The sequence below is a fragment of the Kosakonia oryzendophytica genome (genome assembly GCF_027886705.1).
GTDB lineage: Bacteria > Pseudomonadota > Gammaproteobacteria > Enterobacterales > Enterobacteriaceae > Kosakonia > Kosakonia oryzendophytica.
Window position 1 is genome coordinate 2935005 of sequence record NZ_CP115659.1, and the last position, 12418, is coordinate 2947422.

Below are 12418 nucleotides of genomic sequence, written 5' to 3' on the forward strand. Positions count from 1 at the left end.
TGCTCAATCAGATCATCAATCACATCGTGCATGGCCTGCACATCGTCTATCGCATACGTTCCGTCGAGCATATCCGACCATTTCGCCAGGGGCGGGCAGGCATCACCCGCTCCCACACATGGACGCCACAGAAACCAGTTTTTGATAGTTACTGAATGGTCGGCGTTGCCCCTGCGCCGTTTTCGCTCTGTTCGCTGAGCTGCCAGAAAGGGCCGACATTCTCCTTCAGCGCGCGGCCAAGTAGCAGCAGGAAGTTATGCGCGACATCCTGAAAGAGGTTTTCAGCCACCGGCACACCATCAGAATCGCGAACAATTTTTCCTTTCACGATACACAGCTCTTTCAACCGCGCGGTTTTCACACCGTCCAGCGAAGCCATGGCGACGGTAAAACCCATCCGGGTCACTCCCTCCCCCAATAAAGGCAGCAGGCCAGCCTGCGCGGAAATCTGCAACATTTCCACCTGGTCTTTTGCCGATGCGGTCACGCCACTGTACGTCACGCCGTCGATTTCAATTTCAATTCTGCGACCCATCAGGTTTCCTCACTGTCTGCAAATTCAAAAATAAACTGCTCGTCACTGACACTGGTTTTACCACCCCGCCCCATAGAGCCACGGTTCACCAGTACGCCATCAAACCCCATGACGGTTTCTGCCGTGCCTGTCTGAAAAAACGAAAAGGTGGCATCCACGCCCGTTTTTGCCACTGCCAGAATCTGGCGCACCTGATCACAACCTGGTATCAGGTTAATGGTGAGGCGTTTCGGGCGAGTCTGGCTGTCCAGACGTACCGACGTTTTACCGATACCACGTTTCAGGGTGGCACGTGGCTCCAGATCCTCAATCGTGATCGGTGGATCTGTATCACCGAAATCGTCAATCGGAATACCGAATACGGTTAAATTGGCTCCGTCAGCGCCATACCGTTTCATTGTCATAATGTATTACTCCACGGTGATATTGATTTCAGCCACGTGCCCGGCGCGCGACAGAATGACCATCAGGGAAGTGGGCGGATAAACGCGCTGTTTGCGCAGGCTGGATGTCAGGCTGAGGACATCTTCAGGGGAGGACCGCAGCACAAAACCAAACTGCGCTGTTTTTGTCTGACCATCGTCTGGATCGACGTATGACCCCGTACCCAGCACACCGTTATCATAAAAACGTTTGCAGGTGGCCGTGATAGCAGACAGCAATCCGGCATAGTCACGCGGTGTCAGCGCACGTTTTGAACCAGCATTAGCTATGTAGTTATAGCCATCCACCTGAATATGGTTTTTCAACACATCCAGATTAACCACATCATCGATAAACTCGTCGTAAGACGACATCGATTTGCTGTTAATTACACGGCTGTTGTCGGTTTCACCCGCCAGTTCGATCTGTGTAAAAAACACCGCATTTTTCGCTTTCAGTGCGTTGTAGGCACTGGTAGTGAGATCATCACCGCTAACACCTGGCAATACCTGATATTCACCAGTAATAGCCGTATTCTGCCCAATCGGACGGAATTTGTGGAATGCCGCGGCCAGTTGCACCATCGCGTACGCCTGCGAGGCATCGACGGTTACTGAGGATTCTGATTTGTACCCGGCGAACACATGACGGTTGCCTTTTGCTTTCAGGGTGGAAATCACATCATTCGTGGTGTTCTGGTCGATGATCTTTTCATCGCTGAACGTGAACCATAACGGATGGCTGGCGGCATCAGACCAGTCGGACAAATCCGGTAACATGGTTGCCGTCACGTCTGTGTTTTTGAAAAAGTAGTGATAGCGCCAGATGCGATCATTCGCGCTGTTGATGATTTCCAGCAGCGTGTCGGTTTCGTTTTTCATCCATACCGTAATGGTCGGCGGTTTAGGCACATTGGCGAAATAGCGGGTGACAATGCGGTAAATGTCGCTGTCGGTTTTAAAATCCGCCGCCACGTCTGTTACAGAGCCGTAATCGCGAAAAGTATCAGCTGCAAACGCTGCCCCCTGAACCAGATCGGCTGCATCAGCAAAAACGAGTGCGCTCGAAAAATCCGCATACCCCAGGCCAGCCGGACTCAACAGCAGGTTGATGGGGATAATATTATCGACTGAATAAGCCATAGGGAGGTTTACCCCTCATTGATAAATTGAATATTGAACCCTGCTGCGCGCAGTAGCTCGTAAGAAAGGGTGTGTTCGATAAACAGATGGATATCTGCCTGCCAGCGCGGCTGGATCCCCGCCTGTAATATCCCGGTGAGATTCCTGCACCCACTGACGTAGCGCCAGGCAATATCATTGCGGTACAGAAATTCACTCACCGGCTGGCGAAAATTGGCGTTATGCAATCGCAGAATGGCTGTATCCGCGCCCTCATTGAGGATGTTCACCGACAACATAAATTCCATTGAAGTGACTATCGTTTCGCGCAGATCCTGCCACTGCCCCAACGATGCATCGGCTTCCTCAGTTGCCGAAATGAGATCTCGTCGCCGCTGCGACCAGCCGTATGCACGGATCGGGATGGGTTTGTAGGTGACATAAAGCCCGGCTGGCGCATCGCGGCCCTGATCAGCCAGAATGACGGTATCCACACCCGACGCCAGCGCCACCAGCTCCTGAAACACGGTATACAGTTCGTCGATGCGCTCCATCAGCCCATCCCCCGGTATCGTTCCACCACCGCGCGACAGAAATTTCGCCACGGGCGATTGTCACAGGACATCACCCGCCACTGGCGTATCACCTGCCCGTCACTGAACTCGAGCAAATCGGCAAATTTTCCATTGTCGTCCGGCCAGAGATAATTCACGCCGTCGTTGATATGAATGACCCGCGCATCCTGTGGATTCGCCGTGCCGCCCATGCCAATCAGCATCTGCATGTCTTTCCACTTCGCAGGCTGAATGTTAACGCGCGTCAGTTCGACGATTTCACCCGGCGAATCCGCCCATCGCCCGCCGGGTCCGGTGTAACCACCTGCACCAGCCCGGATTATTCGCACGCCGCCGGGAACGGGAGAATTGAATGTCGAATCGATATGGCCGTTCATATCCAGACCATTTCCGAACATCGTTAATCCTCCACTACATGGGTGATAGCCTGCCGCAATGAGCCTGTGTCAATGAGTGGCGTTGCAGATCCCTTGCGGGCGATCGTTGACGGCGCGTTTGCCGGCTCAATGCCGGCACTGATTGCTTCCTGGCAATACCCCGCCGCCCGGGCACCGATCTGGTCGAGCATCTGGAATGCCGTAATTTCTCCGCGGGCCACCTTTCCTGAGAGGGCGCGGAAGCCCTTTTTGATGTTGTCCTGATTCTGGCGCAAAGGGACGCGCAGGAAAGAACGTTCGGGGATGAGGCCATTTGCGGAGCCGAATTCCTGCACCGCACCAATGACCACCAACGGCGCGCCATCTTCGTAGTTACCGGAACCAGCGGGTAATCCCACCAGCACCCGGCGTTTTGCCGTCAGTCTGTCCTGAATCTGCTTCAGCTTTTGGGCGATTTTGTTGCCGCCATGCACTTCGGCATTGATTTTCATATCATCAATCCCCCGGTGCCCGCACGGCGGCGCAGGCGCATAAATTCCACACCGTACGTTGTCAGCGGCAAATCGCCGTTGATGGTCAAATCATCCATCGTCACTGACGGCACAGCGAACGACGTGGATTCATCACCTACAGACTTGCCAGAAATGGCATAAGCGGCCCCGACATCCCCCCTGGCGGAACGTTTACGCATCACCAATCTGTGGGCAGCAAACGCGAACATGCCGCGCTTTTTGATGCTGACCACCCGACCGTCCGGATAAATGCCCCAGCGTTTGCCGGTTTCTGCATCACCTTCTGCCAGTGCGGTAATCACCCCTGAATCCGACCACAACGCCACGTCGCCGAATTCGGGGTAATACGTCCGGAAATCAGTCACAGTTTGCGCAGTGATCTCCATCGTTACCCCCATAATGCAAAACCCCGTCACAAGGACGGGGTTTATTCGGTTTCAGAAGTACTGCCGGAGGGATCGGGCTGTTGCGCCAGCGCCTCGTCAATGGCCTTTTGCAGTGTCTCTGCTTTAGCCGCCGATGGCGCCTTTTTGCCCAGCACCTCTTCGTACCGGGTGCGCAACGCGGCGATATCCACTGCCGTTTCACCGGTATTCTGTTGCACCAGCGCCTCGTCGCTCTCGTCATGCTCAGCACGCAACAATTTGGCTTTAACGAACAGGTGATCGCGGAAATCACCCGCCACCAGAGCAGAATGGCCGCGCTGGATGGTGATGCGCTTGCCAGTCACCCCGTCAGTGACGGTCAACGGCGCAGTATGAAGATTAAACAGTTCAGCCATCGTTACACCCCATCCACGTAGTGAGCCGCTTTCGGAATACGCCATTCCGTCCCGCCGGTACGCAGTAGCGCCGGCACCTTGAAGTTGATGTTATCCGCCGTGGCCGGAGCCAGGAAACGCAGAGGCATCACATCGTGTCCTTTGACCACACGGAGGTCTTTCTTATAGACCATCATGCGATCGGTTCCACCTGCGCCAGCGCCTTTCAGCAGAATGTCGTCTTCAAATGCCATATCGCGGAAATTCTGGCGCAGGAATTCGAGCAGAGTAATGTTGCTGGCGTTTGCGGTTGAAAGCAGGGTTCGCTGGAGCAACTGAAACTGCTCAGACGGGATCACAAATCCGTTTGGTCGATGAACGGTCAGCGTGTTTTCCAGATAGACCTGGTTATAAGCATTACCGAAGAAATCGATAATCGGCTGAGCGCCATAGGTTGGGATTGCAGCAACCAGGGCGGCCAGGGTGGATGATGCCGACTCCACGCCGACATTAGGACTTTTATAAAGCCCCTCTCCCACACCCTTATCGCCCAGAAGATAGATTTTGTTCAGCCCCTGCTCAACGACATCACGTACTGCCTGCCCGCGTTCGGCATCCAGGTTAACGTTGTTCAGCATGGCAAAGCCGATCTCTTCCAGAGAATAGGTGTAACCGAGTGCTGCGGTCGTGATTTCTTTAAAACCCTGCGACATCGCAATATCAACGGTCGGCACATCGGTGCTGTTCGGACCAAGCACCTGCAATTCACCGCGGGCATCAATCGCGCGGAACACAACCATTTTTGCCCAGTCCGGCGCGCTGTTATCCAGCGGCAGCAATGTGCCATATTTGAACTGGGGATACTCCAGCCGGTAGATCTCCGCTTCGACATACGCAGCCTGCTGGATCAGGAACGACAGCGCCGCGACCGGCGACACATCGAAAACAGCGGCGTCAGAAAATTTTCGCTTCATTATTAACCTCTTTATTAATTGCCAGCGGAAGGAGCAGCAAGAACACCATCAACGCGGATTTCACCAATCTCACCGGCAACCACATCATCAACCCAGCGAACAAAATTGAGTGTTACACCCGCAGCGGCCCCGGCTGATAAACGCCCCAGGTTGTCACCCGCCGCAGTGATAACGATCACTGCATCACCGGCGTTAGCACCATCCACGCACAGCGCGGACATGGGACCACGATGCAAAATGGAAGCGACATGGCTCACCGGATAACCCGTTGCATAGGAATCCGGATTTGTTGGTGAGCTGTTACTGAATTCAGCCAGTGAACGAACGGAAAACCCGATAATGTCCTCAGCCTTAGTGGCGGCAGTCACCGGCGCGCAGGAGCGGGCAGCAGTACCGCGGATCACCGCACGGCCAAACGGAACCAGCGCGGATTCAACAACGCGTGATACCACATCAACCACTTCAGTTGTTGAAATCTGCCCCTCGTATGCCTTGCCGCGATAAAGCGTGAAATTGTTCTGAGCAATAGCCATTATTTGGCCTCCTGTTTGCCGTAGCGTTTATCGAGCCAGGACTGACGGACGCTGTCACGGGTCGCCTGCGCCCCGGTGGTTTTCGCCCCACGCATATCGCGGCTGAAATTAAAGAGCGCGTCATCGGAGCGCTGTTTGGTGTCCGGATCGTCCTCTTCATCGTCGTCATCGTTTTCTTTGCGCTCTTCTTCCGCATCGAAATAAGCCGTGACATACGCATCAGGTGCTTTGTCCCACGATTCGTATTTGCGGCATTTGATACCCGCGGCATCCAGCGCAGCACGTTTGATTTTCAGAGGATCCGTTGCATCGCAGGTAAAACCGGTACCCGCTACCTTCACTGCTGAGTCACGCACCGCCAGCAAATCCGCCACGCGTTTAGAAATCGCATCTTCGGAAGTTTTCTCTTTCAGTTCCTCGATCTCTTCGTCTTTAGCGTCAGACTGGGCCTTCTCTTTTTCCAGCTCTTCCTCTGCCGAATCTTTCCCGGCTTCGGCCTTTTCTTTTTCTTCCTCCGCGTCTTTCACGCGTTTTTTCAGGTTGTCGATGGTGGTCTGGATCAACTGCTGAGTTGCCTCATCAGCCACTTCCACCCGTACGCCTGAATCCAGAACAACTTTAAATGGCATGGGCTTTGCTCCCGTTGGTTTATGGTCGAACAATCGCGCCAGATGCCCGGCCCTGGCCTGGTCACACAGTGCGATGTGGTTGATAGTGATGTCCCGTTGAATAAACTCGTACGGGGTGCCATCCGGCGTCGTGCCGGGGGTATGGTCATACTCGGAGGTATAACCGGCTGACAGTTCCGCCTTACCGCGGTCGATGGCATCGATCGCGGCCTGGTCTTTGATCAGCAGATCTACAACGACGAAATCGCCATCCTGGCGGCCCGGCGAAAACGCATGGCCGGCTGTGACCTCTTTAAACGTCCCGGAGTCCACGAGGTCATCGGGGTGATCAATGGTGACGTCTTTGTTGTCGTAGCTCGCCAGGCTATCAGGTTTAAAAACCTCTTCTGGCGGACGATAAACATTAACGATCTGACCGGGTGGCCTGTCCGTTAACCCCAGCTCGGCGGCCAGATACTGCTGAATACCGGAACGGGCAACGCGCCCGGGGACTTTGAGATAGCCCTCAGGTGTGATTTCGCGCTGGGATGTGACGGGGAAGGCCACGCGGTCACGGACTGTGATCCGCATGCGTGTTACTCCAGATGATTAGTAATCGAGACCCTGTATCAGTGGGGTGGGAGTGCAACGACAATTAATATGCGCACGCCCCGGGAAAAGGCCGGTTTCGCCGTTAAAGCTTGCACCTTTGGACCAGAGATAAACGCCCGGTCCGTAGCCCACATCCTGCCTGGCGATGTGAAAGCATTTGATTTTTGCTTTCGGATATCGCCCTGCAGGGTTGCCGCTGACGCGCACGTCCTGCGACGTTGACCAGCGAAACCGGTCAATGCCCGCCTGCTGCTGGCGCTGGCGTGTGATGTCACTACGGATTTTTGCGGTCTGGTCACGGGCGATGAGTTTTGCCCGGTTGTATGTCGCGCCGGTGGTGTTTTGCAGATTGCGAGTAATCGTGGTCAGCGAGTCACCCCGCAAAATACCGTCCATGACCTGCCGCTGAATGTCGTCGAAATAGTCCGATGACAGCGATTTGATCAGTGCGACATTCTGTTCGACCGATGCGTCGAAATAATCCACCAGCCCGCCATTAACCACCAGGCCAGTCATGTCAACGCCCAGCGCGCGGTTAATCTGCTCAACAAACACCGCTGAACTTTCGGAGTCAGCCCGGCTGACGACGCGCTGAGCCAGTTTTTCTGTTGCTGCACCAAACGCAACAGAGAAGAACCGGTCTGCCGCCTGCCGGATTGAGGTCATGATGATATCGGTTAAACGGCTGTCGGCGGTGTACTCACGGCGCAGTATCGGGATCAGCGCTTCATCAATCGCCTGCGCCATTTGCCGCACAATATTGCGCAACTGCCCGTTGTAGTAACGCTCAGTTTCGTCAGTTTGCCTCGCCGGTCTCAGCGGTGCCCGTCGGCGTGGTGGGGTCTTCTTCAGTATTTCCGCCAGCATTGCCGAGCCGGAACTGATAATCGCCGGCTCGCTCGGCTTTTTCGTCTGCCTCAATGTCGGCAATATCAGATTCGTCGATACCATAGATCCCCTGCTCCATGAGTTTTCGCGCTACCTGAGACCGTTTCACAACCCCCTGTTGCAGACGAATATCATCCGCCTGTGCGTCAGCGAGTCGCTGCGCTGACAGTTCGGTGTCGGTCGGCTGCGCCAGCGGAGAAAACTCAAAATCCAGTCCGTCCGGCATGGTGCCCAGCGTTGAGCGGATCAGGACTTCATCAATGCGTTTCAGAAATGGCCGGTACTTTGATTCCTGTCCGCCCCGGATGGTGTTGTAGTAGTTGTTCATATCGCCCTGGCCGGAGTCGCCAATCCCCTTGGACTGAACACCAAATAATCGTGTCATCGGGATGCCCGCTGCACCGGATGTCCATTCCATAAGGGATGAAAGAATTTCACCCAGTCCGCCGAACGAAATCTGTTTGCGTTCAAAAACTTCTTTACTGTCCAGCAGCGCCAGCCGGTAAAGGGATTTCATCATGCCAAAAATGTTGTAGCGGCGGGCTATCGACTCATCCATATCACCTGAGGACAGATCGGAGGCGAGGTTCTCACGATTGATAACATCAATGTTCGCTTCCTGAATCAGTGCCGCGATGCCGCCCTTTGCGCTGACGGCATCTTTGACATCCTCAAGGCAGCGCCGCAGACGGCTGTCGTCCCAGCCACCGTTGATCATGCGCAAACGCATAGGCAACGGCGCACCGGGTGCTTTGACAAAATGGCTGTAATGAATGCGCTGAGTACCGCCGTTAACCACGTAGTAGTCCGGCAGCATGTAATTTTCTTCCAGCGGATTCGTGACGTTGAATTGCTGGCCGTTGATAAACATGCGGTCAAGCACCAGCAAACGGCGCAATGAACCCTTTTTGATTCTTTTCACGTCCAGTGGGGCATCGAACGATTGATCGGTGATCATCAGTATGCCTGCACCACCGTATACCCCAGCCCATTTGAACGCCTCCTGCGTTACACCCTGAACATTAAATGCCTTTTCTGCCTCACGAATAGCTGTGGCATCGTCAGTTGCGAATTCCCGCCACTCGCGTGTTGAATCGTCAACCGGAATATCAATGATGTCGCGGGCGATCCAGTTTTCGATATACGCCGCTTCGAGTTCGCCAAAATCCTGCATCATGCCGAACTGGAAACGATTAAACATGCGGCGGTCACGATCTGTACCCATGCCTGTCATGACGTTCATTAGCCCGTCAGAGGTCACGCGAATACGCGGTTTTCCGCCGTACTGGTTGTTGCTCATCTTTAAACCCATCCCCACCCGGTGCCGCCACCGGAAATTAGTTCGATCTCGATTGCATCCATGAACGTATCGAGGATGTCGTCATTTTTGTGGCTGTCATCAGCGGAGAAATCGGCGCATTCGGCCAGAGCAGGCAATACCCAACTGGTTTGTGCTGCTGGAGTACCATCCCAGTAATAAACCTGATTGACTGGTTGGCCGTCGTCGGTCATCAGTGCCGGAATGAATACTTTGCCGGTTTTGATCTGGGGGACGCTATTCAAACATCGAACCAGCTTGTTCTGCCCAGCGCCACGGGGGATTTCCAGCACGGGGATCGATTTACGCTTTTTCAGCGTGGTAATCAGTCCCTGCCCGGCCTGTTTATCCTCAATGCCCATATGCCGAAGCGGTGCCGGCCGTTTCGGATTGTATGGCTTCCACTTTTCCCACAGCGTTGTTGCCTGCCGTAGCAAATCCTCCGGATCCCACCTGCCGCGCACGCTATCGATGAGGTACAGATTGTTGTCTGTCCCCATACCAGCCAGCGTAAAAACGGTGTAATCGTTGTAGTCCTCGACCTTGCCGCTGTTGGTGTCCACGTAAACTGCGCGGTGTGTCAGCGGCGGCAGATGCGTGTACCGTTTAAACCAGTCGGTATCGATCAACCCACCCGTCAAAGCGCGTGGACGCTGCATGTACTGCGACAGGAACGTGTATTCGTCACGCTCCCACAGTCGCAGCAGATCACCCACGTATTCGTTAGCAGGCCAGTACGACCAGTAACGAACACCACCGACAAACACGCTTTCCGTGTCTTTAACAGAGAACCAGCACAGCGAGCGCCATGGTTCCGGCAGTGCATCGATATATTCTTCGCTGACCAGCGCCGGGATTGTGACGTGGTGGAAATCCACGCCCATTCCGCCCGCCAGCATGAAGCCGGTGGCATCGTCGGTGTGCAGGCGCTGCTGGATGCTAACAAACGGGGTTGGATGGTCTTTCGATTTATCGCCACGGCGGGAACGGATGGTGTTCACCAGAAGGCGGTTCGCGTTCTCGCGTTTCGTCGCGGAGAACATGTCCTCTGGCTTGTTGTAATCATCCAAGCATACAAAACCGGAAAAATCAGGCCCGGGATATCCCGCGCGCCCACCTGTGATTTGTCCGCCACTGGAGCGGGAAACCGTCTGTCCAACGGTTCGCCCCCGGGGGTTAACAACCTCCCACTCTTCAGCCTGGTTAACACCAAACTTGCACGGCCACAGCGACTGATATTCAGCACTGGCGATAATGTCGCGGGTGCGCCGACTGTTACGTTTGACCAGCGAATCAGCAAACGAAACGTTCAGATTACGAAACCGGCGTAACTTACCCGTTTGCACCAGCATGTTGATGTATGCTGCTGCGTGGATCGAAACGAACTCTGTTTTTGTCCCACCCGGCGGCACGTTGATAATGAGGTTTCGGGGCTGTAACCGTCCGAATACCAGATCATCAATTTTGCTGGCCATCATGCGGTGATGCCAGTTAACCAGCAGGCGATCACCCTGCAACAACTCAAACCAGAGCCGGGTGAAATTCAGGAAGGATTTTTCGCTTTTTGACTTAATGGCGACACGATCAGGAAAATCGAGGTCTTCCCACTCGAGTAGCTGCGACATTTTTCGATCCCGATTTTTACCCTTTTTGGGGGCTATTTAACATAATGGACGTTACCCGAATAGCGGGATTGGCACTCATGGCAAATTCACCACGAACGCGTTAAAAGGACAGGTTTTCCCGGTGATAAACAGGCATTTTTAGCAATAACATTTTGATAACAAATCGCCATTATTACGGTCCGGTTAAAATGACAGGCGAAACCCGCTTTTTACCCTGTTTTCTCTTTTCTGCTTAATCCAGATCGGGGAGTTGTTTTTCTAATGCCGCCTGCGCCTTCGCGTAATCTTCTGGCGTGTAATTAACCTGGTTGATCGGGCCGCCGTCAGCACCAGTCAGTTCGGTGCGGTTTTTCAGCATACCAAGATGCTGCGCCACCATTTTCAGGGCTTCATCCTGATTACGCATCTGCACTTCCAGACCGAATCGCCCTTCTTTTACCCCGGCGAACAACCGACGAGCTGCGCCGTGCAAATCACGGGTATCGTGAAAAAATGCCCTGCTTACCCCCATCCCGTTACAGCGAGGGCATTCGGGATTCGGATCAAGGGTGGCATCAAACCCGTAGCCTCCGTCATCACGCGGAGCGGCTTTTTTCTTTTCCTTTGCCTCTGCAGCGGCTTCCTCAAATTCAACCGCATCGCGCCACTGATACTGGTGGCCGAATCCCCAGCAATGGCGGCAGCACAAACGGCGATGTTCGGTGATTTGCGTTGCATCTGCTGTCGCAAGTTCCCACCACATTTTCAGCACGGCGTCCTGCGTGATTTGAGTGCGTCGTTCTCTCGCTGCCAGGGCGTCGCGAATCGCCCGGCTCACCTTATCGTTTCTGTACATTCGCGAAGCTGCGACATATGCAGTGTTCCCCTCACCTTTTCCACCGGCACGCTTATAAGCCGCCACGCGGTTCATATCGATGAGATACTCGCTAACGAACCGGGCCTGCATGTCGTTGAGCCCGTATTCATCAGGGTTTAAAATCCATCCATCTGCGGTGTTTTCAGGCGGCGGGCAATTTGAATCAATTTGATTTTCAATTTGGGGAACTGGAATTTTTGCACCGCTTTGCGCATGCGCAGTGCGCAATTTTTTCTGCGCAGTTTTTTGCGCACGTTGCGCAGCGGGCTTTTTGATGTAGCGACGAGCTGATGCGTAATTCAGTCCCTGCGCTTCACACCACTCTTTCGGTGATATTCCGTTTTTGGCATGGTCGGCGAGGAACTGGTTTTGCAGCGCTCCCCAGTCCGGTTTTGCCATGGGTTAATCCTGTTTGATATGCGCATGTGAAGCACAATAAAAAAGGCCGCCTAAGCGACCTATTTATTTTACATAAGTTTTATTTTTACTTTATACCCCTCAAGACCAGACATGGTCTCACTTGGTATAAACTCGATCTCAGAAACTTCTTTGCCTGTTTTTTTCCGTAGCTCAGCGATTTTTTTAGTAATAAGAGCAGATATTTCTTGCTCAGCTTTATGCTCCAGTTCTTCAGGTTTCATATAAGTACTCCTTTTTCATACCCAGCCTTTTATAAATCATAGGTTATCTTCCATGAAGGC

At 53.8% G+C, this 12418-nt stretch carries 16 protein-coding genes; all 16 read right to left on the reverse strand.

What is annotated here, in order from left to right; translation table 11 throughout:
* Positions 1-148 precede the first annotated feature (148 nt).
* Complete coding sequence (locus O9K67_RS14120) at positions 149-535, reverse strand: hypothetical protein (protein WP_061495196.1); 387 nt, start codon at positions 533-535, stop codon at positions 149-151.
* Positions 535-939: a hypothetical protein gene (locus O9K67_RS14125; protein WP_061495194.1), complete on the reverse strand. Its 405-nt coding sequence runs from the start codon at positions 937-939 to the stop codon at positions 535-537. Before O9K67_RS14125 ends, O9K67_RS14120 begins: the two co-directional genes overlap by 1 nt.
* A 6-nt stretch (positions 940-945) precedes the next feature.
* A complete protein-coding gene (locus O9K67_RS14130; protein WP_061495192.1) occupies positions 946-2100 on the reverse strand; it encodes a DUF3383 family protein in 1155 nt (384 codons plus the stop codon).
* A gap of 8 nt (positions 2101-2108) precedes the next feature.
* Positions 2109-2633, reverse strand: coding sequence for a phage neck terminator protein (locus O9K67_RS14135; protein WP_061495191.1), 525 nt, complete (start codon positions 2631-2633; stop codon positions 2109-2111).
* The gene (locus O9K67_RS14140; RefSeq protein ID WP_061495189.1) at positions 2633-3052 is read right to left on the reverse strand and encodes a hypothetical protein; all 420 of its coding nucleotides are present in this window, start codon (positions 3050-3052) and stop codon (positions 2633-2635) included. Before O9K67_RS14140 ends, O9K67_RS14135 begins: the two co-directional genes overlap by 1 nt.
* Positions 3053-3054: 2 nt before the next feature.
* Complete coding sequence (locus tag O9K67_RS14145; protein ID WP_061495187.1) at positions 3055-3522, reverse strand: hypothetical protein; 468 nt, start codon at positions 3520-3522, stop codon at positions 3055-3057.
* The gene (locus O9K67_RS14150) at positions 3519-3929 is read right to left on the reverse strand and encodes a DUF4054 domain-containing protein (RefSeq protein ID WP_271044600.1); all 411 of its coding nucleotides are present in this window, start codon (positions 3927-3929) and stop codon (positions 3519-3521) included. Before O9K67_RS14150 ends, O9K67_RS14145 begins: the two co-directional genes overlap by 4 nt.
* A gap of 41 nt (positions 3930-3970) precedes the next feature.
* Positions 3971-4324 carry a hypothetical protein gene (locus O9K67_RS14155; protein WP_061495183.1) on the reverse strand — a complete coding sequence of 118 codons (354 nt, stop codon included), beginning with the start codon at positions 4322-4324 and terminating at the stop codon, positions 3971-3973.
* A gap of 2 nt (positions 4325-4326) precedes the next feature.
* A complete protein-coding gene (locus O9K67_RS14160) occupies positions 4327-5277 on the reverse strand; it encodes a DUF2184 domain-containing protein (protein ID WP_061495181.1) in 951 nt (316 codons plus the stop codon).
* 14 nt (positions 5278-5291) lie between these two features.
* A complete protein-coding gene (locus O9K67_RS14165; RefSeq protein WP_061495180.1) occupies positions 5292-5810 on the reverse strand; it encodes a structural cement protein Gp24 in 519 nt (172 codons plus the stop codon).
* A complete protein-coding gene (locus O9K67_RS14170; protein WP_061495177.1) occupies positions 5810-7009 on the reverse strand; it encodes a DUF2213 domain-containing protein in 1200 nt (399 codons plus the stop codon). Before O9K67_RS14170 ends, O9K67_RS14165 begins: the two co-directional genes overlap by 1 nt.
* Positions 7010-7027: 18 nt before the next feature.
* Positions 7028-7897 carry a phage minor head protein gene (locus O9K67_RS14175; RefSeq protein WP_271044601.1) on the reverse strand — a complete coding sequence of 290 codons (870 nt, stop codon included), beginning with the start codon at positions 7895-7897 and terminating at the stop codon, positions 7028-7030.
* On the reverse strand, positions 7827-9218 hold the full coding sequence (locus tag O9K67_RS14180; protein WP_061495174.1) for a DUF1073 domain-containing protein: 1392 nt from the start codon (positions 9216-9218) through the stop codon (positions 7827-7829). Before O9K67_RS14180 ends, O9K67_RS14175 begins: the two co-directional genes overlap by 71 nt.
* A gap of 2 nt (positions 9219-9220) precedes the next feature.
* On the reverse strand, positions 9221-10861 hold the full coding sequence (gene terL / locus O9K67_RS14185) for a phage terminase large subunit (protein ID WP_061495171.1): 1641 nt from the start codon (positions 10859-10861) through the stop codon (positions 9221-9223).
* 232 nt (positions 10862-11093) lie between these two features.
* Positions 11094-12116 (reverse strand): terminase small subunit, encoded by a 1023-nt coding sequence (locus tag O9K67_RS14190; protein WP_061495169.1) that lies wholly within the window; start codon positions 12114-12116, stop codon positions 11094-11096.
* A gap of 68 nt (positions 12117-12184) precedes the next feature.
* Positions 12185-12358 (reverse strand): GnsA/GnsB family addiction module toxin, encoded by a 174-nt coding sequence (locus O9K67_RS14195; RefSeq protein ID WP_071890007.1) that lies wholly within the window; start codon positions 12356-12358, stop codon positions 12185-12187.
* Positions 12359-12418 lie beyond the last annotated feature (60 nt).